At 70.9% G+C, this 21,888-nt stretch carries 15 protein-coding genes and 1 pseudogene; 6 read left to right on the top strand and 10 right to left on the bottom strand.

Features of this window, described 5'->3' with window-relative positions:
• Nucleotides 1-128: pseudogene (locus EES42_RS01765) on the top strand (6-phosphofructokinase); the annotation flags it as partial.
• A 253-nt stretch (nt 129-381) separates the two neighbouring features.
• Nucleotides 382-1,362 carry a helix-turn-helix domain-containing protein gene (locus tag EES42_RS01760; protein ID WP_164495147.1) on the top strand — a complete coding sequence of 327 codons (981 nt, stop codon included), beginning with the start codon at nt 382-384 and terminating at the stop codon, nt 1,360-1,362.
• A 25-nt stretch (nt 1,363-1,387) separates the two neighbouring features.
• Here the strand turns inward: EES42_RS01760 and EES42_RS01755 are convergent, their stop codons facing one another.
• The 3 genes from EES42_RS01755 to EES42_RS01745 all read right to left on the bottom strand — a co-directional run bounded on the left by EES42_RS01755 (nt 1,388) and on the right by EES42_RS01745 (nt 4,583).
• A complete protein-coding gene (locus tag EES42_RS01755) occupies nt 1,388-2,026 on the bottom strand; it encodes a helix-turn-helix domain-containing protein (protein WP_124717353.1) in 639 nt (212 codons plus the stop codon).
• A 158-nt stretch (nt 2,027-2,184) separates the two neighbouring features.
• On the bottom strand, nt 2,185-2,859 hold the full coding sequence (locus EES42_RS01750) for a response regulator (protein ID WP_124716318.1): 675 nt from the start codon (nt 2,857-2,859) through the stop codon (nt 2,185-2,187).
• A complete protein-coding gene (locus EES42_RS01745) occupies nt 2,856-4,583 on the bottom strand; it encodes a sensor histidine kinase (RefSeq protein WP_124716317.1) in 1,728 nt (575 codons plus the stop codon). Before EES42_RS01745 ends, EES42_RS01750 begins: the two co-directional genes overlap by 4 nt.
• Before the next feature lie 166 nt (nt 4,584-4,749).
• On the opposite strand from EES42_RS01745, the gene EES42_RS01740 reads away from it, so the two are divergent.
• The 3 genes from EES42_RS01740 (at nt 4,750) to trxA (ending at nt 6,954) form a co-directional block, all read left to right on the top strand.
• Nucleotides 4,750-6,108, top strand: coding sequence for a cation:dicarboxylate symporter family transporter (locus EES42_RS01740; RefSeq protein ID WP_124716316.1), 1,359 nt, complete (start codon nt 4,750-4,752; stop codon nt 6,106-6,108).
• A gap of 96 nt (nt 6,109-6,204) precedes the next feature.
• A complete protein-coding gene (locus EES42_RS01735; RefSeq protein WP_124716315.1) occupies nt 6,205-6,609 on the top strand; it encodes a MerR family transcriptional regulator in 405 nt (134 codons plus the stop codon).
• 3 nt (nt 6,610-6,612) lie between these two features.
• Nucleotides 6,613-6,954: a thioredoxin gene (gene trxA / locus EES42_RS01730; protein WP_124716314.1), complete on the top strand. Its 342-nt coding sequence runs from the start codon at nt 6,613-6,615 to the stop codon at nt 6,952-6,954.
• A 42-nt stretch (nt 6,955-6,996) separates the two neighbouring features.
• Here the strand turns inward: trxA and EES42_RS01725 are convergent, their stop codons facing one another.
• The 5 genes from EES42_RS01725 to EES42_RS01705 form a co-directional block, all read right to left on the bottom strand.
• On the bottom strand, nt 6,997-7,347 hold the full coding sequence (locus EES42_RS01725; RefSeq protein ID WP_124716313.1) for a beta/gamma crystallin domain-containing protein: 351 nt from the start codon (nt 7,345-7,347) through the stop codon (nt 6,997-6,999).
• A 185-nt stretch (nt 7,348-7,532) separates the two neighbouring features.
• The gene (gene glgB / locus EES42_RS01720) at nt 7,533-9,950 is read right to left on the bottom strand and encodes a 1,4-alpha-glucan branching enzyme (protein WP_124717352.1); all 2,418 of its coding nucleotides are present in this window, start codon (nt 9,948-9,950) and stop codon (nt 7,533-7,535) included.
• On the bottom strand, nt 9,947-11,350 hold the full coding sequence (locus EES42_RS01715; protein ID WP_124716312.1) for a maltokinase N-terminal cap-like domain-containing protein: 1,404 nt from the start codon (nt 11,348-11,350) through the stop codon (nt 9,947-9,949). Before EES42_RS01715 ends, glgB begins: the two co-directional genes overlap by 4 nt.
• A 238-nt stretch (nt 11,351-11,588) precedes the next feature.
• Nucleotides 11,589-13,295, bottom strand: a complete 1,707-nt coding sequence (treS, locus tag EES42_RS01710; RefSeq protein ID WP_124716311.1) for a maltose alpha-D-glucosyltransferase — start codon at nt 13,293-13,295, stop codon at nt 11,589-11,591.
• Nucleotides 13,292-15,340: an alpha-1,4-glucan--maltose-1-phosphate maltosyltransferase gene (locus tag EES42_RS01705; protein ID WP_124716310.1), complete on the bottom strand. Its 2,049-nt coding sequence runs from the start codon at nt 15,338-15,340 to the stop codon at nt 13,292-13,294. The genes treS and EES42_RS01705 overlap by 4 nt, the downstream gene beginning before the upstream one ends.
• 594 nt (nt 15,341-15,934) lie before the next feature.
• On the opposite strand from EES42_RS01705, the gene glgP reads away from it, so the two are divergent.
• The gene (gene glgP, locus EES42_RS01700) at nt 15,935-18,541 is read left to right on the top strand and encodes an alpha-glucan family phosphorylase (protein WP_206433334.1); all 2,607 of its coding nucleotides are present in this window, start codon (nt 15,935-15,937) and stop codon (nt 18,539-18,541) included.
• Between the two features lie 84 nt (nt 18,542-18,625).
• Here glgP and EES42_RS01695 read toward each other — a convergent pair whose 3' ends face one another.
• On the bottom strand, nt 18,626-20,662 hold the full coding sequence (locus EES42_RS01695) for a M4 family metallopeptidase (protein ID WP_124716309.1): 2,037 nt from the start codon (nt 20,660-20,662) through the stop codon (nt 18,626-18,628).
• A gap of 163 nt (nt 20,663-20,825) precedes the next feature.
• Nucleotides 20,826-21,740 carry a TetR/AcrR family transcriptional regulator C-terminal domain-containing protein gene (locus tag EES42_RS01690; RefSeq protein ID WP_124716308.1) on the bottom strand — a complete coding sequence of 305 codons (915 nt, stop codon included), beginning with the start codon at nt 21,738-21,740 and terminating at the stop codon, nt 20,826-20,828.
• Nucleotides 21,741-21,888 lie beyond the last annotated feature (148 nt).

Raw genomic sequence — 21,888 nt, 5'->3', positions numbered from 1 at the left:
GGGGCGACTTCGGCAGGATGACCGCGCTGCGCGGCACCGACATCGAGATGGTTCCGCTTGCCGACGCGATCACACAGCTCAAGACGGTCCCCAAGGACCGGATGGACGAGGCCGAGTCGGTCTTCTGACCCCGGCTGGCCCCGGCCGCGCGGCAGCGGACCGGGGGTGACGACCCGGCGGCCCTGACTGTCCCCCCGTGGACGGTCAGGGCCGCTTGCCGTTCCCCCGGCGCCCGGGAGCCGTTCCGGATGGTCGGATCCGGACGGGCCGCGGTGCCGGAAACAACTCTTGAGCCCGCGGACCGGATCAACAAGGCTTGTCCCTGTCCGGGACATGTCCCAACCTTGTCCGGGCGCGGAATCCAGGGGAGAGGCACAACAGATGGTCGTCGACGGCAGAGCTCCGGATCCTCGTGAGGCGCGCAGCACGCCCGAGTTCATCGCCCTGTTGCGGTTGCTCAAGGAGGCGTCGGGTCTGACGTTCCGTGAACTCTCCCAGCGGGCCGAAGCGGTCGGGGACGTGCTGCCGCGCTCCACGATCGCCAACATGCTGGGGCGTACGTCGGTGCCGCGCGAGGAACTCCTCGCCGCCTTCGTCCGGGCCTGCGGCTGCGGGCCCGAGCAGGTGGCGGACTGGCTCGCCGTACGCAAGGAGCTCGCCGTGCGCGGGGAGCGGGCCGGGACGGCGGAGGCGTCCGGGGCGGCACCGGAAGCGACCGCCGGGTACTCGTCCGAGCCGCCCACCGTCCCCCTCCCCGGACCGGCCCCGGCCCGCCGGCGCCGGTCCAGGACCGTGGTGGCGGCCGCCGTCGCGCTCGTCGTGCTCGCCGCCGCCGCGGTGACCGTCACCCTCCTCGTACGGGACGACGAGCGGAAAGCCACCCCCGTAAGCGGGCCCGTGGCCGGGCGTACGGTGCAGATCCGGTCCGTGCACTCCGGGTTCTGCCTCTCCGAGAAGCGGGGCAGCGACAGCGGGAGGCTGTACCAGGTGCCGTGCGAGCAGGAGACGATCCCGAGTTTCTCCCTCAAGCCGCTGGACGGCGACGCCTGGCGGATCGTGACCGATCACCCGGACTACGACCTGGGCTGCACCGGAGTCTGGGACGGGATGCGGGATGCCGGAGCCGGGCTGCAGGACCAGGAGTGCGGCAAGCGCGGCGACGCGGAGGAGTTCCTGATCGAGCCCGTCGGCCGTCCCGTCGAGGGGTACCGCATCCGTCCCGCCCACACCCGCCTCTGCGTCGGTACCGAGAGGAACAGCAAGGAGCGCGGCGCCTACCTGGTGCAGACGAGCTGCGACGGAGCGGACCGGGGAAGCCTGTTCTCCTTCGACCCGGTGGCCGGGGGGACGCCCGGCGGCTGAGCGCGTACGGGGGGTGCCGGGCGGCTCAGCCGTCCGGTCCCGGCACCCCCGCCGCCCGCCAGAACCGTTCCAGGATCTCCGCCAGGAACACCCGTCCCTCGTCGCCCGTGGTCCCGGCCCGCTCCGTACCCGTGCTGCTCCAGCTCAGCGTCGACACCATCAGCGCCTGGTAGTCGGTGTGCAGTTGTTCCAGCACGTCCTGGAGGAAGCCGCGCTCCAGCGGCACCAGCTTCGCCACCGGCCGCAGCTGGGCCTGCCAGCGGGTGGTCACCGCGCCGCGCAGCAGCTCCGCCAGCTCCTCGTCCCGGCCGGACACCGTCACGAACCCGGCGGGCGTCAGCCCCAGCACCTCGGCGAGCGCCGCGGACTGGCGTTCGTTGCCGCGCCAGCGCCCCGACTCCTCCATCCGCAGATACGCGGAGGTGGTCAGCCCCAGCAGCCGCGCCAGCTCCTCCACGGCCAGCTCCCGGGCCACCCGGTGCTCCCGCAGGGTGCGTGCGGCGGTGAGGAGTTCGGCCGGAGAGCACCACAACACCCCGGCCAGCGCGGTGAGTTCGTACTCGGTCGGCGAGGCGAGCCCGCGCTCCCAGGCGATGACCGTCCCGGTGCTCACCCGGAGCCCGTACTGGGCCGCGAGACCGTAGGCGACATGGCCGGGAAGCATCCCCAGGGCCTCGCGCAGTCGGCGCGCGGCGGGGGCGTTGAACGGCGGGGACGGGTGCACGGCCCCACCGTAGGAGTCAAGGCATGGAATGACTACGGTGTGTTCCACCGATATCCACGGATCGTAGGAACGTCCTAAGAGCCGTGGGCTGTACGGATTCAGTGGTTCTGGGTCACCCACCGGTAGTACAGCTCCGGGCGGCCGATCTGGCCGTACTGCGGGCTGCGCACCGCGCGCCCCACCGTCACCAGGTGCTCCAGATAGCGGCGTGCGGTGATCCGCGAGATGCCCAGCTCCTCCCCGGCCGCCGACGCCGTCACCCCGTCCGGGGCGGCCCGCAGGGCCCGGGTGACGGCCTCCAGCGTCGGGCTGCTGAGCCCCTTCGGCAGCTGGGCCGGCTGCGGGGCGCGCAGTGCGCCGAGCGCCCGGTCCACCTCGTCCTGGCCGCTCGCCTCACCGGCCGCCGCGCGGAACTCCGCGTAGCGCACCAGCCGGTCGCGCAGGGTGGCGAAGGTGAAGGGCTTCAGCACGTACTGGACGACCCCGAGCGACACCCCCTCCCGGACCACCGCCAGATCGCGCGCCGACGTCACCGCGATGACATCCGCCGAGTGCCCGGCCGCGCGCAGCGAGCGCAGCAGTTGCAGACCGTGCCCGTCGGGCAGATACAGATCCAGGAGCAGCAGATCGACCGGGGTACGCTCCAGCGCCCGCACCGCCTGGGCCCGCGAATGCGCGACGGCCGCCACCGTGAAGCCGGGGACCCGGCCCACGTAAAGCCGGTGGGCGTCCGCGGCGACGGGATCGTCCTCGACGACCAGCACCTGGATCACGCCGTGGCCTCCTTCGTGGTGTGTGCCGTGCGGCCGGCGACTCCCAGCGGCAGCCGCACCGTGAACCGCGCACCGCCGCCCGTGGCGCCGTCCGCGCCGGTCTCCGTATCGCCGTCCGAGCCGCCGTCCAGGGTGACCGTGCCGCCGTTGCGGTGCACCGCCTGCTTGACGAGGGCCAGGCCGATTCCCCGGCCGGTGCCGTGCGTCGACCAGCCGCGGTCGAAGACCGCGGTGGCGTCCTGCGGGCCGATCCCGGCACCGGTGTCGGCGACCCGCAGCAGCAGCTCGCCCTCCCCGGCCAGCGCGGTGACGGTGACCCGGGCGCGGGCGGCCCGGCCGCCACCCGCTCCCCGCTGGGCGGGCACGGACCCGGGCCCCGGCGCACCGGTCACCGCCTCCGACGCCGCGTCCACCGCGTTGTCGATGAGATTGCCGAGGATCGTCACCAGATCCCGGTGCGGCAGCGTCGCGGGCAGGTCGCCGTCGTCGATCAGGCTGTCGTCCGCGAGCACCAGCTCCACCCCTCGTTCGTTCGCCTGCGCCGCCTTGCCGAGCAGCAGTGCGGCCAGCACCGGTTCGGCGACCGCCCCCACCACCCGGTCGGTGAGCGCCTGGGCCAGTTCCAGCTCGGCGGTGGCGAAGCCCACCGCCTCCTCCGCCCGGCCCAGTTCGATCAGCGAGACGACGGTGTGCAGCCGGTTCGCCGCCTCGTGCGCCTGCGAGCGCAAGGCCTGGGTGAACCCCCGCTCGGAGTCCAACTCACCGGACAGCGCCTGGAGTTCCGTGTGATCGCGCAGCGTCACGACGGTGCCGCGCTGCTCCCCGCCCACCACCGGACGGGTGTTGACCACGATCACCCGGTCCGCCGTCAGATGCAGCTCGTCGACCCGCTCCTCGGAGGCGAGCAGCGCACCGGTCAGCGGCGCCGGCAGATCCAGCTCGGCGACCCTGCGCCCCACCGCACCCGGCCCCAGACCGAGCAGCTCCCGGCCCGCGTCGTTGATCAGCGCGATCCGGCGCCGCCCGTCGAGCATCAGCAGCCCCTCGCGCACCGCGTGCAGCGTGGCCTGGTGGTAGTCGTGCATCCGGCTCAGCTCGGCGGCGTTCATCCCGTGCGTGTGCCGCCGCAGCCGGGCGTTGATCACGTACGTGCCGAGGCCGCCGAGGGCGAGCGCCCCGCCCGCCGCCAGCCCCAGCGCCCCGAGCTGCGCCCGCACCTGGGAGGAGACCCGCTCGACCGTGATGCCCGCGCTGACCAGGCCGGTGATCCTGGAGCCGTCCCGGATCGGTGTGACGACCCGGATCGAGGGGCCGAGCGTGCCGGTGTACGTCTCGGTGAACGTCTCGCCGCGCAGCGCCCGCGCGGTGTGCCCGAGGAACTGCTCGCCGATCCGGTCGGAGTCCGGGTGCGTCCAGCGGACCCGCTCCGGGGACATGATGGTGACGAAGGCGATCCCGGTGTCCCTGCGGACCCGCTCCGCGTACGGCTGGAGCACGGCGGACGGGTCCGGGGTGCCGATCGCCTCCCGTACCGACGGCGAATCGGCGATCGCCAGGGCGGCCGCCCTGACCTGCCGGGCCGCGGTCTCCTTCGCCTGCTCGCTGCCGGAGACGTACGCGAAGCACGCGCACCCCGCCACCACGGCCGCCACCAGCACCACCTGCATGGCGAAGAGCTGACCGGCCAGGCTGCGCGGGCGGGTACGGGGGCGGGGGAGACGCATGGCCACAGTCTGCCTGGCCGAAATCCGATGAACGAAATGCACGCAACGGTGACCGGGGTCACAGGGGGCGAGATATTCGCCAAGGGTTTTTCCGGCTCCCATCCGCCGGGCAGCCCTTGCGCCCCCAGGGACGGGGGAGTTACCGGACGAGCCGAGGAGAACCCCCGTGGGAGTGGCAGCCGCCAAGCGGGACCGCACGCACTATCTGTATCTGGCCGTGATCGCGGCGGTGGGGCTCGGCATCCTGGTGGGCTTCGCGGCCCCGGGCGTCGCCGTCGAGCTCAAGCCGATCGGCACCGGCTTCGTGAACCTGATCAAGATGATGATCTCGCCCATCATCTTCTGCACGATCGTGCTGGGCGTCGGGTCGGTGCGCAAGGCCGCCAAGGTCGGCGCGGTCGGCGGCCTCGCCCTCGGCTACTTCCTGGTGATGTCGACCGTCGCGCTCGCCATCGGCCTGCTCGTCGGCAACCTCCTGGAGCCCGGCCAGGGCCTCCACCTCACCGAGGCGGTACGCGCCGCCGGTGAGAAGCAGGCCGCCGGGGCGAGCGAGTCCACCGCCGACTTCCTGCTCGGCATCATCCCGACCACGATCGTCTCCGCCTTCACCGAGGGCGAGGTGCTCCAGACCCTGCTCATCGCGCTGCTCGCGGGCTTCGCGCTCCAGGCCATGGGATCGGCCGGCGAGCCGGTGCTGCGCGGCATCGGCCACATCCAGCGCCTCGTCTTCCGTATCCTCGCCATGATCATGTGGGCGGCCCCGGTCGGCGCGTTCGGCGCGATGGCGGCGGTGGTCGGCGAGACCGGTGTGGACGCGCTGAAGTCCCTCGCGATCATCATGATCGGCTTCTACGTCACCTGCGCGATCTTCGTCTTCGTGGTGCTCGGCACCATCCTGCGGCTGGTCGCCGGGGTCAACCTGATCGCCCTGCTGAAGTACCTGGGCCGCGAGTTCCTGCTGATCCTCTCCACCTCCTCGTCCGAGTCCGCGCTGCCCCGGCTCATCGCCAAGATGGAACACCTCGGCGTCAGCCGCCCGGTCGTCGGCATCACCGTGCCGACCGGCTACTCCTTCAACCTCGACGGCACCGCGATCTACCTCACGATGTCCTCGCTCTTCATCGCCAACGCGATGGGCGACCCGCTGAGCGCCGGTGAGCAGATCTCGCTGCTGCTCTTCATGATCGTCGCCTCGAAGGGGGCCGCCGGAGTCACCGGCGCGGGCCTGGCCACCCTCGCGGGCGGCCTCCAGTCGCACCGCCCCGGACTGGTCGACGGCGTCGGCCTGATCGTCGGCATCGACCGCTTCATGAGCGAGGCCCGTGCCATGACGAACTTCGCGGGCAACGCGGTCGCCACCGTCCTGGTCGGCACCTGGACCAAGGAGATCGACAAGGAGCGGGTGGACAAGGTGCTCTCCGGCGCGCTCCCGTGGAACGAGCAGATGCTCAACCAGGACGCCGACGTGCACGGCGTCCCGGAGCCGCGCGAGGGCGACGAGCGGCACGCGGTGGCGAAGGCGTAACCACCACGAGCACCGTCGGCAGGGCCGTCGCGGGAACTCCCGCGGCGGCCCTTCGCGCTTGCCTTGACGTCCGCGTCAAGGTCTACCGTCGAGGACATGCGAATCGGGGAGCTGGCCGAACGGGCCGGGACGACCACGCGGACTCTGCGCTACTACGAGTCCCGCGGACTGCTGCCCGCGCGGCGGGCCGACAACGGCTACCGCGCGTACGACGAGGACGATCTGCGCCTCGTCCAGCAGATCCGCACCCTTCAGGACTTCGGCTTCGAGCTGGAGGAGACCCGGCCGTTCGTCGACTGCCTGCGGGCCGGCCACCCGGCCGGTGACGCCTGCCCCGCCTCGCTCGCCGTCTACCGGCGCAAGCTCGGCGAGTTCGACTCGCTGATCGAACAGCTCCGCACGGTCCGCGCCGAGGTGGGCGCACAGCTCGCCAGGGCCGAGCTGGAGGCCGGGGCGGTACTCCCCTGCGGTCCGGAACCACGTTGTGAACTGGGAGGATGACAGATGATTCATGCAGAGGGCGTGGCCGAGGTCACCGACGCCACCTTCGACACCGAGGTGCTCGCTGCGGACGGCCCGGTGCTCGTCGAATTCACCGCCGACTGGTGCGGCCCGTGCCGCCAGCTCGCCCCCGTGCTCAGCGCCGTCGCCACCGAACTGACCGGGCGCATGGAGGTCGTCCAGCTGGACATCGACACCAGCCCCGGCATCGCGAGCCGGTACGCGGTGCTCTCCGCACCGACCCTGATGGTCTTCCGGGGCGGTGAACCCGTGAAGTCGATGGTGGGCGCCCGCCCCAGGCGCAAGCTCCTCCAGGAGCTGGAAGAGGTATTCGAGAGGGCCTGAGGCGGGCTCACCGGGACTTCGGAATGTCCCCGGACGAAATCCCTACAGGATTTCGATGGCATCGACCTTCGGTACGTTCGAATACTTAATATTCGACCACCGGGCGATTTTCACCACGTCGCCATTGGCGTCGTAGTACTTCACGTCGTTGTTTCCCGTGGAGATCTGGTCGACCCACCACCCGCCGAAGTCGATCTTCCCGCGATTCGCATAGCAGTCCACGCTGTCCCGGCCGCCGCTGTGCGACCAGATCTTCAGGAAGCCCGCGTCCGGGTCGCAGGTGACGTGGTCGATGGCGGAAGCGGTTCCGACCGGCCCGGCCAGGGTGAACGCGGCGGCTGCGGCGAGCGCCGCGGCCATCGTGCGCACGACGTTCCTCGTTCTTGAGATCATAGTTTCCCCTTGAATCGAATATGGAACCAAGAGCCCACTTCGCCGACGTGGAAATCGGCGCTGAACAAGCATCGTACGAAGTGGGCCATCGATTCAGGAGGGCGCCGGAGGGAAATCACCTGAACGTGAATGCCGGGGTCATGGACGCCTGGAAAGGAATCGGCCATGAGCCTGCGATCCCGGGCTCACACCGGCTTGAACCAGACCGTCGCCAGCGGCGGCAGCGTCAGCAGGATGCTGCCGGGGCGGCCGTGCGCGGCCACCGGTTCGGGCTTCAGCGGTCCGCGGTGCAGTACGTCGCTGCCGCCGTACCGCGCGTCGTCGGTGTTGAGGACCTCCGCCCACGCGACCCGGTCCCCGGGCACGTCCGGGACGCCCACGCGGTAGTCGTGCCGCACCACCGGGGAGAAGTTGCTGACCGCCAGGAGCGGTGAGCCGTGCGCGTCGTAGCGCAGGAAGGCGAAGACGTTGTCCTCGGCGGCGCCGCCGTCCACCCAGTCGAAGCCCTCCGGCACGGTGTCGCGCTGCCAGAGCGCGGGGGTCCCGGCGTAGACCGTGTTCAGGTCGCCCACCAGGGTGCGCACGCCCCGGTGGTCGCTCTCCGCCGCGTACGAGGGGTCGAGCAGCCACCAGTCCGGGCCGTGGCCCTCCGACCATTCCGCCCCCTGGGCGAACTCCTGGCCCATGAACAGGAGTTGCTTGCCGGGGTGGGCCCACATGAAGCCGAGGTAGGCGCGGTGGTTGGCGCGCTGCTGCCACCAGTCGCCGGGCATCTTGGAGACCAGCGAACGCTTGCCGTGCACCACCTCGTCGTGCGAGATCGGCAGGACGTAGTTCTCGCTGTACGCGTACACCATCGAGAAGGTCATCTCGTTGTGGTGGTACTTGCGGTGCACCGGCTCCTTCGACACGTACTCCAGCGAGTCGTGCATCCAGCCCATGTTCCACTTCAGCCCGAAGCCGAGGCCGCCGAAGCCGCCGGGTCCGACGTGGTGGGTGGCGCGGGTGACGCCGTCCCAGGCGGTGGACTCCTCGGCGATGGTCACCACACCGGGATTGCGGCGGTAGACGGTGGCGTTCATCTCCTGGAGGAACGCGACGGCGTCCGGATTCTCCCGGCCGCCGTGCTCGTTGGGGGACCACTCGCCCTCCTTGCGCGAGTAGTCGAGGTAGAGCATCGAGGCGACGGCGTCCACCCGCAGCCCGTCGATGTGGAACTCCTCGCACCAGTAAGTGGCGTTGGCCACCAGGAAGTTGCGCACCTCGGTGCGCCCGAAGTCGAACTCCAGGGTGCCCCAGTCGGGATGCGCCGCCCGTGACGGATCCGAGTGCTCGTACAGCGGGCGGCCGTCGAACTCCGCCAGTGCCCAGTCGTCGCGCGGGAAGTGCGCCGGAACCCAGTCGACGATCACCCCGATCCCGGCCCGGTGCAGGGAGTCGACGAGGAACCGGAAGTCGTCGGGGGTGCCCATGCGGGACGTCGGGGCGTAGAAGCCGGTGACCTGATAGCCCCACGAACCGCCGAAGGGGTGCTCGGAGACCGGCATCAGCTCGACGTGGGTGAAACCGAGATCCCTCACGTACGCCGGCAGCTGGGCAGCCAGTTGACGGTAGGTCAGGCCCGGTCGCCAGGAAGGCAGATGTACCTCGTACACCGAGACCGGGGCCTCGTGCACCGGGACGTCCCCGCGGTGTGCCATCCACTCCTGGTCCCGCCAACGGTGGTGCGAGGCCGTCACGATCGAGGCGTTGGCGGGCGGCACCTCGGCGTACCGGGCCATCGGGTCGGCGCGCAGCGTGTGCGAGCCGTCCGGGCGGCAGACGTCGAACTTGTAGAGCGCGCCCTCCCCGATCGCGGGCAGGAACAGCTCCCACACCCCGCTGGAGCCGAGCGAGCGCATCGGGAAGCCGGTGCCGTCCCAGTAGTTGAAGTCCCCGACGACCCGCACCCCGCGGGCGTTGGGCGCCCACACGGTGAACCGGGTGCCCGCCACCCCTTGGTGCTCCATGGGCTGTGCGCCCAGGGCGGTCCACAGCTCCTCGTGCCGGCCCTCGCCGATCAGGTGCAGATCGAGATCGCCGAGCGCGGGCAGGAAGCGGTACGGGTCCTGCACCTCGATCTCGTTGTCGTCGTAGGCGACCAGCAGCCGGTACTCGGGCAGCGTGGGCATCGGCAGCAGCCCGGAGAAGAACCCGTCGCCGTCGTCGTGCAGCTGGGCCCGCAGCCCCTTGGCGAGCACGGTCACCGACCGGGCGTACGGACGCAGCACCCGGAAGGTCACCCCGCCGCGGACCGGGTGGGCGCCGAGCAGATCGTGCGGGGCGTGGTGCTCACCGGCGAGCAGCCGGCCCCGGTCGCCGTCGTCGAGGGGGTGCGCCCGCCGTACGCCCCGGCCCGCGGTGTTGCGGCGGGGGCGCGGCTTCGTGGCGGGGGCCGCCGCCGTCTCGGGTGCCGGGGGCGGGACTCGGGGGGCCTCGGTGGGGGCGGGCGTTTTGCGGGACGGCTTGCGGGCGGTCACGGGGACAGCCTCCTCGGAGGGGGTCGGGGGGAAGGAAAGGGGGAGCGGGGGGAGCGGTGGCGGGAGCGCGCGCCGGGCCGTCAGTCGTCGGCAGCGGCCAGGCGGTGGATCGCGGCCATCGGGACCGGCAGCCAGTCGGGCCGGTGCCGTGCCTCGTACAGCACCTCGTACACCGCCTTGTCGGTCTCGTGGGCGCGCAGCAGCTCCGGTTCGCCGCGCGGGTCGGCGCCCGCCGCGCGGGCGTACCCCTCGCAGTAGGCGGTCCGGCAGCGGGCCGCCCAGTCGGCGTTCCACGGGCGGTGCGAGCGGGCCGCGTAGTCGAAGGAGCGGAGCATCCCGGCGATGTCGCGGACCGGGAGCTGTGGCCGGCGGCGTTCGGGCAGCGGTCTGGCCGGTTCGCCCTCGAAGTCGATCAGTGACCAGAATCCGTCGGCCGCGCGGAGCGTCTGGCCGAGATGGAGATCGCCGTGCACCCGCTGGGCCGCCCGGTCGCGCGCCCGGTGCCCCAGCGCGGCCACCGCGTCGAAGGCGGTGCGCAGCCCGGGGACGTACGGCACGAGTTCCGGTACCGCCTGGGCGGCGGCCTCCAGCCGGCGCACCATCGCGGCGGCCAGGTGCTCGGTCTGGGCGCGGTGCAGGGCGGGCGTCGGCAGGGCGGCGGCCAGCGCGGTGTGCACCTCGGCGGTGGCCCGGCCCAGCGCGTGGGCCTCCTCGGTGAAGTCCCGGCCCTCGGCCAGGGCGCGCAGCGCGAGCTGCCAGCCGTCCTGCGCGCCGCTCAGGAACGGCTGGAGGACGCCGAGGGTGAGCGGCTCCGTGGCGGTGGCGGCCTCGAACCAGGCGACCGGGGCGGGCACCCGCCCGCAGCCCTCCCGCGCCAGCGCGAGCGGCAGCTCCAGATCGGGGTTGGTGCCCGGGAAGATCCGGCGGAAGATCTTGAGGATGTACGCGTCGCCGTAGACGAGCGAGGTGTTGGACTGCTCGGTGTCGAGCACCCGCGGTGCGAGGTCCGCCGCGATGGCTGGGCCGCTCCGGTCGAAGCGCAGCGCGCCCAGGGTGCCGGGGGTACGGAATCGTTCCAGCAGAAGTTCGGCCAGGCGCGGATCGTGCAGCGCCTCGTAGACGGTGCGGCCGGCCAGCGGCCCCTCGGTCACCCGGCCGATGAGTGCGGGCGCCAGCCGGGGCGGCAGCACGGACCGTACGCCGAGCAGCAGTTGGTAGCAGTCGTCCGGCGACCGCTCGGGCGTGGCCGGCTGATGGACCCGGACCAGCAGATGGAGCAGCCCGGTTCCGGTTCCGGCGGTGACGGGACCGGTGTCCACCGGCAGTATCTCGGTCGCCGACACCAGCGAGAACGCGGTGACCGGCCGCCCCTTGCCCGCGAACCACCGCTGCCGGGGCAGCCATTGGTGCAGCAGGGGGGCGAGAGACGGGAGCAGGGCTGGGCTGTCGGCCAGGGCGACCCGAATGGATGCAGCCTCCGACATGGCATCGCGTCCTTTCCCCGGGCACACCACAGGATGCGAAGAGTGTCCCGGATTGCGGCAATAGCTGTCCGGCTGTGCGGGACGTGTCGGGTCAGGATGGTCCGTACGGACTCGACTCGATGGGATCGAAACGCCAGATGGGGCCCGGAAGGGGCCGTACGTGTGCGATGTGGGGGAGGGTGCCCCGTGCGGGGCGGCGGAAACCGCCCCGCGACGGGTGGTGGGACGCGCTGTCCGGTCAGCTCGGCGGTGCGTCCTTGCGCAGCCGGAACCAGTAGAAACCGTGCCCCGCGAGAGTCAGCAGGTAGGGCCACTTGCCGATGGCGGGGAAGCGCACCCCGCCGATCAGCTCCACCGGATGACGCCCCTCGAACGACCGCAGATCGAGCTCCGTCGGCTGCGCGAACCGCGAGAAGTTGTGCACGCACAGCACGAGGTCGTCGCCGTGTTCACGGGTGAAGGCGAGCACGGCCGGGTTCGACGACGGCAGTTCGTTGTACGAGCCGAGGCCGAAGGCCGGGTTCTGCTTGCGGATCTCGATCATCCGCCGCGTCCAGTGCAGCAGCGACGACGGGGAGGCCATCGCCGCCTCGACGTTGGTGACCTGGTAGCCGTAGACCGGATCCATGATCGTGGGGAGGTAGAGCCGCCCCGGGTCGCTGGAGGAGAACCCGGCGTTCCGGTCGGGCGTCCACTGCATCGGGGTGCGTACCGCGTCCCGGTCGCCGAGCCAGATGTTGTCGCCCATCCCGATCTCGTCCCCGTAGTAGAGGATCGGGGAGCCGGGCAGTGACAGCAGCAGCGCGGTGAACAGCTCGATCTGGTTGCGGTCGTTGTCCAGCAGTGGCGCGAGTCGCCGGCGGATGCCGATGTTGGCCCGCATCCGCGGATCCTTGGCGTACTCCGCGTACATGTAGTCGCGCTCTTCGTCCGTGACCATTTCGAGGGTCAGCTCGTCGTGGTTGCGCAGGAAGATGCCCCACTGGCAGTTCGCCGGGATCGCCGGTGTCTTCGCCAGGATTTCCGAGACCGGGTAGCGGCTCTCGCGGCGCACCGCCATGAAGATCCGCGGCATCACGGGGAAGTGGAACGCCATGTGGCACTCGTCGCCGCCGGCCTGGTACTCGCCGAAGTAGTCGACGACGTCCTCCGGCCACTGGTTGGCCTCGGCGAGCAGCACGGTGTCCGGGTAGTGCGCGTCGATCTCCTTGCGGACCCGCTTGAGGAAGTCGTGGGTCTCCGGGAGGTTCTCGCAGTTGGTGCCCTCCCGCTGGTAGAGGTACGGCACGGCGTCCACCCGGAAGCCGTCGATGCCGAGGTCCAGCCAGAAGCGGAGCGCGGAGATGATCTCCTCCTGCACCGCCGGGTTCTCGTAGTTGAGATCGGGCTGGTGGGAGAAGAACCGGTGCCAGTAGTACTGCTTGCGCACCGGGTCGAAGGTCCAGTTGGACGTCTCGGTGTCGACGAAGATGATCCGGGCGTCCGGGAACTGCTTGTCGTCGTCGGCCCAGACGTAGTAGTCGCCGTACGGCCCCTCGGGGTCGGTGCGGGACTGCTGGAACCAGTCGTGCTGATCGCTCGTGTGGTTCATGACGAAGTCGATGATCACGCGCATCCCGCGCTGGTGCGCGGCGTCGACGAACTCCACGAAGTCGGCCAGATCACCGAACTCCGGCAGCACGGCGGTGTAGTCGGAGACGTCGTAACCGCCGTCGCGCAGCGGCGACTTGAAGAACGGCGGCAGCCAGAGGCAGTCGACGCCCAGCCACTGGAGATAGTCCAGTTTGGCGGTGATGCCCTTGAGGTCGCCGATTCCGTCGCCGTTGGAGTCCTGGAAGGACCTGACGAGGACCTCGTAGAAGACGGCGCGCTTGAACCAGTCGGGATCGCGGTCCTTGGCCGGGGTGTCCTCGAACGTGTCGTGGACAGGCTCATTGACGATCATGGTGTGGGTGACCCTCCGGTCGGCGGGGACGGTCGCAGGACCACGACGTGCGCGGGCGTGACGCCCGGCTCTAGGCGTACGTAGAAGGTCCTGCCCCAGTGATAGGTATCGCCGGTGAGCTCGTCGCGCACCGGCACGCGCTCGTGCCGGTCGAGGCCGAGTCGCGGCATGTCCAACGAGACCGTGGCCTCGTGGGTGTGGTGCGGGTCGAGGTTGGCGACCACCAGAACGATGTTCGACCCCGAACGCTTGCTGTACGCGATCAACGCGTCGTTGTCGGTGGAGTGGAAGTGCACGTCGCGCAGTTGCTGCAACGCCGGATTGCGGCGCCGGACGCGGTTGAGCGTGGTGATGAGCGGGGCCAGCGAACGGCCCTCGCGCTCCGCCGCCTCCCAGTCCCTGGGCCGGATCTCGTACTTCTCCGAGTCGAGGTACTCCTCACTGCCGGGCCGGACCGGGGTGTTCTCGCACAGCTCGTAGCCCGCGTAGACACCCCAGGACGGGGAGAGCGTCGCGGCGAGCACGGCCCGCGTCTCGAAGGCCGGGCGGCCTCCGTCCTGGAGATATCCGGACAGGATGTCCGGGGTGTTCACGAAGAAGTTGGGCCGCATGTAGGAAGCGGTTTCGCCCGACAGCTCCATGACGTAATCGGTGATTTCCTGCCGGGAGTTGCGCCAGGTGAAATACGTGTAGGACTGCTGGAACCCGATGCACGCGAGCGTCTTCATCATCGCGGGCCGGGTGAAAGCCTCGGCCAGGAAGATCACATCGGGATCGGTCCGGTTGATGTCCGCGATCACCTTCTCCCAGAAGACCACCGGCTTGGTGTGCGGATTGTCCACACGGAAGATCCGTACGCCGTGATCCATCCAGAACCGCAGGATGCGCACCGTCTCGGTGACCAGTCCGCGCAGATCCTTGTCGAAGGCGATCGGATAGATGTCCTGGTATTTCTTCGGCGGATTCTCGGCATAGGCGATCGAGCCGTCCGCGCGGTGGTGGAACCACTCCGGGTGCTTCTCCACCCAGGGATGGTCCGGAGAGCACTGGAGCGCGAAATCGAGGGCGATCTCCATGCGCAGATTGCGGGCGGTCGCGACGAAATGATCGAAGTCGTCGAGGGTGCCGAGATCGGGGTGCACGGCGTCGTGACCGCCCTCGGCCGAGCCGATCGCCCACGGCACCCCCACGTCGTGCGGGGCGGCCGAGAGGGCGTTGTTGGGGCCCTTGCGGTGGGTGGTCCCGATCGGGTGGACCGGCGGCAGGTAGACCACGTCGAAGCCCATCGCGGCGACCGCGGGCAGCCGTTCGGCGGCCGTGCGGAAGGTGCCGCTGACGATCCTCGTCGGGACCTTCGCCGCCTTCGGCCCCTTCCCGGCCCCGCCCCTGCGCCTCGCGGGCGGCCCGGCCTGCTCGACCCTGGCGCCCTCCGAGCGGGGGAACAGCTCGTACCAGGAGCCGAACAGGGCCCGCCGGCGCTCCACCACCAGCGGCAGCGGCCGGGCCGCGGTGACCAGTTCGCGCAGCGGGTGCCGGGCGAGCGCCGCCAGTGCCTCGGGGGCGAGCGCCGCGGCCAGCCGGGCGGCGGCCGGCCGGGACTCGTCGCGCAGCGCGTCCACGGCGGCCAGCACCGCCTCGCGCCCGTCCCGCTTGGGTACGCCGCCGGCGGCCCGCTCGTGGAGACCGGCGCCCTCCGCCAGGACGAGCGCGGTGTCGATCCCCGCCGGAATCTTGATCGCGGCGTGCTGTCGCCAGGTGGCGACCGGATCGCTCCAGGCCTCGACCGTATACGTCCAGCGGCCCTCCGAGTCCGGGGTGACGTCGGCGCCCCAGCGGTCGGTGCCCGGGGCCAGCTCGCGCATCGGCGTCCAGGGGCCGGGGCGCCCGCCCGGGTCCGTCAGGACCACATTGGCGGCGACGGCGTCATGGCCCTCGCGGAAGACGGTCGCGGTGACCTGGAAGGTCTCACCGGCAACGGCCTTGGCGGGCCTTCTGCCGCAGTCGACGAGGGGACGGACGTCGAGGACGGGAATGCGACCGATCATGGAATCACCTGGGGACTGGGCCCGGGACTGGGGCTCGGGCCGAACGGGACGCGGCACAGCGGCGGAGGGCGAAATACGCGCACCGCGACCGATGGGGTCCGTCCTTTCTAGCTGCTCAATTGACGGCTGACCGTGTGTGGGCATGGCCGCTCCTGTCCGCATTCACTCGAATGGCAGTCGAACGGGCGGGGCACAGGTATGTTTCGCGGATGTCAACCGGATGAAAACCGGCCCGCGGATGCCTCGCATTCGTGCTGCATCCAGGCATCTTCCATGAGGTACCCGGTGCGCACTCGGGCTGTGTACCGGAGAAGTCTTCCCGCGATTCTCGGTGGGCCAATCCGGTGGTTTGTCAAATACTCGGGTGTTTCTTTGACGACCTGTTCGTGTCGGGCGCCGGCCCGTGTTCCACGGGCCCTTCGGTGCCTCTCCGGACGCCACTGGGCAGCTTTCCCTCTGGTGCGGAGTGCCACAAGACCGAACGGGGGAAGGGAATCGGCCATTACCTGTGTGGCCGATGTGCCGGAACGGGCGTGAGGGACGCACCGAGGTATGTCCCCTCGGATCCCCGCGTCCCCTGCAAAGGTGGAATACGTGAAGGCCATTCGTCGATTCACCGTGCGTCCCGTCCTCCCCGACCCCCTTCAACCGCTCAGCGACCTCGCCCGCAATCTGCGCTGGTCCTGGCACACCGAGACCCGTGAGCTGTTCCAGGCCGTCGACCCGGAGATCCGGGCGGCGGCGGAGTGCGACCCCGTGCGGCTGCTCGGTGCCGTGTCCGCGGGCCGGCTCGCCGAGCTGGCCCGGGACGAGCAGTTCCTGCACCGGCTGACCGAGGCGTCCCAGGACCTCCGGAACTACCTGGACGGCCCCAGGTGGTACCAGGAACAGCTGGAGCTGGGCGCCGAACTCCCGGCCGCCGTCGCCTACTTCTCGCCCGAGTTCGGGGTGACCGCCGCCCTGCCCCAGTACTCCGGCGGGCTCGGCATCCTGGCCGGCGACCACCTCAAGGCCGCCAGCGACCTCGGCGTACCCCTCATCGGGGTCGGCCTGCTCTACCGGCACGGCTACTTCCGCCAGAGCCTGTCGCGCGACGGCTGGCAGCAGGAGCACTACCCGGTGCTCGACCCGAACGAGCTCCCGGTCACCCTGGTGCGCGAGGCCGACGGCACCCCGAGCCGGGTGGTGCTGGCCCTGCCCGGTGGCCGTTCGCTGCACGCCCACATCTGGCTGGCCCGGGTCGGCCGGGTACCGCTGCTGATGCTCGACTCCGACGTGGAGGAGAACGCGCCGGGCGAACGCGAGGTGACCGACCGGCTGTACGGCGGCGGCAGCGAGCACCGGCTGCTCCAGGAGATGCTCCTCGGCATCGGCGGGGTGCGCGCCGTGCGCACCTACTGCCGTCTCACCGGACACCCGGAACCGGAGGTGTTCCACACCAACGAGGGGCACGCCGGCTTCCTCGGGCTCGAACGCATCCGGGAACTCTCCGGCACCGGACTCGACTTCGACTCCGCGATGGAGTCCGTCCGGGCCGGCACCGTCTTCACCACCCACACCCCGGTGCCCGCCGGGATCGACCGCTTCGACCGCGAACTGGTCGCCCGGCACTTCGGCGACGACGGCGAACTCCCCGGCGTGGGCGTCGAACGCATCCTGCAACTGGGCATGGAGACCTACCCCGGCGGCGAGCCCGGCCTCTTCAACATGGCGGTGATGGGGCTGCGGCTAGCCCAGCGGGCCAACGGGGTCTCCACCCTGCACGGCTCGGTCAGCCGGGAGATGTTCGCCGGGCTGTGGCCGGGCTTCGACCCGGCCGAGGTGCCGATCACCTCGGTGACCAACGGGGTGCACGCGCCCACCTGGGTCGCGCCCGAGGTCTTCCGGCTGCGCAACCGCTACGGCGGCACACCCGGACGCTGGGACTCCGCCGCCGAGGTCCCCGACCGCGAGCTGTGGGAGCTGCGGCGTTCCCTGCGCGCACAGCTGGTCACCGAGGTGCGCGAACGGCTGCACGCCTCCTGGCGGGCCCGGGGCGCGGAGCCGGCCGAACTGGGCTGGATCGACGGCGTGCTCGACCCGGACGTGCTGACGATCGGCTTCGCCCGGCGCGTCCCCTCCTACAAGCGGCTGACGCTGATGCTGCGCGACCGCGACCGGCTGCGGAAACTGCTGCTCCACCCGGACCGGCCGGTCCAGATCGTGGTGGCCGGCAAGGCCCACCCCGCCGACGACGGCGGGAAGCGGCTGGTGCAGGAGCTGGTGCGGTTCTCCGACGACCCCCGGGTGCGCCACCGCATCGTGTTCCTGCCGGACTACGGGATGGCCATGGCGCAGAAGCTCTACCCGGGCTGCGACGTATGGCTGAACAATCCGCTGCGCCCGCTGGAGGCCTGCGGTACGAGCGGGATGAAGGCCGCGCTCAACGGCTGCCTCAACCTCTCGGTGCTCGACGGCTGGTGGGACGAGTGGTTCGAGCCGGACTTCGGCTGGGCGATCCCGACCGCCGACGGTCTGGCCCTGGACGAGGACCGCCGGGACGATCTGGAGGCGGCAGCCCTCTACGAGCTGATCGAGGACCGGGTCGCGCCGCGCTTCTACGACCGGGGCGGCGATCAGGCCCTTCCGGGGCGCTGGATCGAGATGGTCCGCCGCACGCTGGGCACGCTCGGCCCGAAGGTGCTGGCCGACCGGATGGTCTGCGAGTACGTGGAGCGGCTGTACGCCCCCGCCGCGCAGGCCGGGCGTGCGCTGGACCCCGGGACGGCGCGTCGGCTCGCCGACTGGAAGGCCCGGGTCCGGGCCGCTTGGCCGCGGGTGGCCGTCGACCATGTGGAGGCCGTGGCGCCCACCGCGGCGGACGGTTCGGCCGAGCTGGGGTCGGCGCTGATGCTCCGGGTCAGGGTCGCCCTCGGGGTGCTGGAGCCGGACGACGTGGAGGTGCAGGCGGTGGCCGGCCGGGTGGACGCGGCCGACGGGATCTCGGACGCCCAGATCTTCCCGCTGAAGCCGGCCGGGGGCCAGGACCTGGAGGGCCGCTGGCTCTACGAGGGGCCGCTCGCCCTCGACCGCACGGGCCCGTACGGCTACACGGTGCGGGTGCTGCCGGCCCACCCGCTGCTGGCGACCGGGGCGGAATTCGGCCTGGTGGCGCTGCCCGCGGAAGCAGCCGTGGACGGCGCGGGTGTGCTGATGCGCTGAGCGCCCGCCGGACACACGCAACCGCCCGGCAGGGGCGTGAGCTCCTGCCGGGCGGTGGTCACCGGGTCATGACCGGTGCGGGGTTCAGAAGGTGAGCTTGAAGCTGTTGATCTTGCCCGTGTCACCCGAGTAGACGTCCTGGACCTTGAGCTTCCAGGTGCCGTTGGCGACCTCGGACGACGCGTCGACCGTGTAGGTGCCGCGGACGTCGTCCGCCGGGTCGCCGGCCGAGGAGTTCTTCAGCCGGTAGGCGGTGCCGTCCGGGGCGACGAGGTCGACGACCAGGTCACCGCGGTAGGTGTGGGTGATGTCCACGTCGACCTTGAGGGCGCTGGGCGCGTTGCCGGTGACACCGGTGACGTTGACCGAGCTGGTGACGGCCGCACCGCGGTCCGGGATGGCCACCGAGGTCTTGCTCTCGAAGACCTTGCCGCCCGGGTCCGGGTTGCCGCCGCCGTCACGGGTGCCGACGTTGATGGCCGCCCAGGCGTTCATGACGGCCTTGTACTCGGCGCTGGTGGTGCCGTACAGCTCACCGGCCACGGCGAGGGTGCCGGTGCGGGCCGCCGCGTAGTTGGTGGTGGAGGTGAACTTGGTGGAGAGCGCCTTGAACCAGATCTGCTCGGCCTTGTCGCGGCCGATGCCGGTCACCGGCAGGCCGTCCGAGGTCGGGGAGTCGTAGGAGACCCCGTTGATGACCTTGGCGCCGCTGCCCTCGGAGAGCAGGTAGAAGAAGTGGTTCGCCGGGCCCGAGGAGTAGTGGACGTCGATGTTGCCGATGCCCGAGTACCACGCGTCCTTGGACGCGCCGTCCTTGCTCGGCTTGTCCTGGTAACGCAGCGGGGTGCCGTCACCGTTGATGTCGATCTTCTCGCCGATGAGGTAGTCGCCCTTGTCGCTGGCGTTGTTGGCGTAGAACTCGACCGCGGTGGCGAAGATGTCGCTGGTCGCCTCGTTGAGGCCACCGGACTCACCGCTGTAGACCAGGTTGGCGGTGGCGGCGGTGACACCGTGCGACATCTCGTGCGCGGCGACGTCGAGCGAGGTCAGCGGGGCGTTGTTGCCCGAGCCGTCGCCGTACGTCATGCAGAAGCAGCTGTCCTGCCAGAAGGCGTTGACGTAGTTGTTGCCGTAGTGGACGCGGGAGTACGCGCCGACGCCGTCACCGCGGATGCCGGTGCGGCCGTGCACGTTCTTGTAGTAGTCCCACGTCTCGGCCGCGCCGTAGTGCGCGTCCGCGGCGGCCGTCTCGGCGTTCGACGGGTTGCCGTTGCCCCACACGTCGGTGGAGTTGGTGAACAGCGTCCCGGTGCCGGAGGAGCCGTGGTTCAGGTTGTAGGTCTTGTGGTTGCCGCGGCCCGTGTCCGTCAGGGTGTACGACGGTGCGGTGCCGAGGGTGACCTGGCCGCTGAACTGGGTGTTGCCGGTGCCGTTCTCGATGCCCTGCCACTCGTACAGCTTCGCCCCGGTGGCCGCGTCGGTGATGACGTGCAGCTCGTTGGGGGTGCCGTCGTGCTGGAGGCCGCCGACGACGGTCTCGTAGGCGAGCTGCGGCTTGCCCTGCGCCATCCAGACCACCTTGCGGGGTGCCCGGTCGGCCTCGGTCTTCTTCGAACCGTCGGCCTTGGCGAGGCCGAGGGCCTGCTTCTCGGCCTTGGCGGGCGCGACGTCCGCCTTCAGGTCCACGGCCTTCAGCTGACCGCTGGTCACCTTGGAGGCCTTGGTGACGCTCTGGTTCGCCCCGGACTTGGACTCCATGACGATCAGGTCGCCGCCGAGTACCGGAAGTCCGGCGAAGGTGCGCTCGTAGCGCGTGTGCGTGGTGCCGTTGTTGTCCTGGATGACATCCCGGACGACGAGCTTCTCCTGCGAGCCGAGACCGAGGTCCTTGGCCGTGTCCGCCTTGCTCGCGTCCGCCTTGCGGATCAGCTCGGCGCGCTGGGACGGGGAGAGCTTCTTGGCCAGGGCACCGTGGTCGGCGCCGGCCGCCGCCGAGGTCGCCGCGGTGGCGCTGCTGGGAGTTGCAGTGGCCGTGCCGGTCTGGACTCCGACGGCTACGAGGGCTGCTGCGGCTATCAGAGCGCCGGTCGCGGTGGCACGACGGCTGGGCGTGGATCTCACGCGGACTCCTTCTGCGAGGGGGGTACCGGCGGCACGGTGAGCCGTCCGGGGTGAGCGAGAAGAGCGCAGAACGGGGTGAAGAGTGTCAGCCGGAAGATGTTCCTGTCAGGACCGCGTCAACAAGTTGGCCGGAATTCGTTCGTTGCCGGAAACGTCGTGTTCGTTAAGCGGACGTTTCGCCGATCATCACCGCGATGCCGTCCAACGTCCTCCGGAGCCCGAATTCGAAGAGAATCCCGAGGTCGAGCTCGAACTCCTCGTGTTCGAACAGCGAGTTGAGGAAGGGGTAGTCGCCGCTGGCCGAGATGGCGTCGAAATGTGGCTCGTTTCTTTCCATCCACTCCTCCGCGGACAGTCCGGTGTCCTGCCGCGCCTGCGATTCCAGCTCGCCGGCCATCGCCAGTCCCTGGACATGGGCGAAGAGCGTGAGGTGGATGTGGAGCTTGGTGCGCGGCGGCAGTCCGGTGCCGGCGAGGACGCGCAGCACCCACTCCGTGTACCGCATCGCGTGCGGGGACGCCGTCGGCCGGGTGAAGGAGGCCACGGCCTGGGCCAGCCAGGGATGGCGCCCGTACACCGACCGCAGCCACCGGGCGGCGAGTTCCAGCCCCGGCCGCCAGCCGTGCGGCACGGCGCCCAGCGGGTGTTCCGCGAACGCCTCGTCCGACATCAGCCGGACCAGCTCCGCCTTGCCCGGCACATGGCGGTACAGCGCCATGGTGGAGGTGGCCAGGAGGGTCGCGACCCGGCGCATCGACACCGCGGGCAGCCCTTCGGCGTCGGCCAGTTCGATGGCGGTGCGCACGATGCGCCCACGGCTCAGCGCGGGCCCGCCGCCCGCGTCGCCGCGCCCCGGCGCGGCCCGCTCGGCCACGACCGTGCCGACCCCCGGCACCGCCCGCACCAGGCCCTCGCCGCGCAGCACCGACAGCGCCTTGGTGGCGGTCGCCATCGCGACCCCCCACTCCCGGACGATCGCGCGCGTGGAGGGCAGCCGGTCGCCCGGGGCGAGCTCGCCGGAGACGATCCGGCGGCGCAGTTCACCGGCGATCCTGAGATAGGGCGGTTCAGTCGTCACCCGGGCACTGTACTAGTGCACCGATGACGGCGTACGCCCCGTCAACCCGGGGGATTCCGGGGGCAGTCCGGAGCGGGGCGACAGGTGCACTACGGCGGTGTTTGCGGTGTACGCGCGGCGACTGCTGTGCTCCCGCCATGACTTCAGG

Source organism: Streptomyces sp. ADI95-17 (assembly GCF_003846175.1).
Classification (GTDB): domain Bacteria; phylum Actinomycetota; class Actinomycetes; order Streptomycetales; family Streptomycetaceae; genus Streptomyces; species Streptomyces sanglieri.
The sequence above is the reverse complement of the archived record's forward strand: the minus strand, read 5'-3'. Positions and strand labels throughout refer to the sequence as shown.

Excerpts from the sequence above, each read along its gene's own strand:
- EES42_RS01745 (WP_124716317.1), bottom strand. The coding sequence starts at position 4,583 with ATGCGTCTCCCCCGCCCCCGTACCCGCCCGCGCAGCCTGGCCGGTCAG.
- EES42_RS01725 (WP_124716313.1), bottom strand. The coding sequence starts at position 7,347 with ATGATCTCAAGAACGAGGAACGTCGTGCGCACGATGGCCGCGGCGCTC.
- EES42_RS01755 (WP_124717353.1), bottom strand. The coding sequence starts at position 2,026 with ATGCTTCCCGGCCATGTCGCCTACGGTCTCGCGGCCCAGTACGGGCTC.
- EES42_RS01715 (WP_124716312.1), bottom strand. The coding sequence starts at position 11,350 with ATGTCGGAGGCTGCATCCATTCGGGTCGCCCTGGCCGACAGCCCAGCC.
- EES42_RS01705 (WP_124716310.1), bottom strand. The coding sequence starts at position 15,340 with ATGATCGGTCGCATTCCCGTCCTCGACGTCCGTCCCCTCGTCGACTGC.
- trxA (WP_124716314.1), top strand. The coding sequence starts at position 6,613 with ATGATTCATGCAGAGGGCGTGGCCGAGGTCACCGACGCCACCTTCGAC.
- EES42_RS01760 (WP_164495147.1), top strand. The coding sequence starts at position 382 with ATGGTCGTCGACGGCAGAGCTCCGGATCCTCGTGAGGCGCGCAGCACG.
- treS (WP_124716311.1), bottom strand. The coding sequence starts at position 13,295 with ATGATCGTCAATGAGCCTGTCCACGACACGTTCGAGGACACCCCGGCC.
- EES42_RS01735 (WP_124716315.1), top strand. The coding sequence starts at position 6,205 with ATGCGAATCGGGGAGCTGGCCGAACGGGCCGGGACGACCACGCGGACT.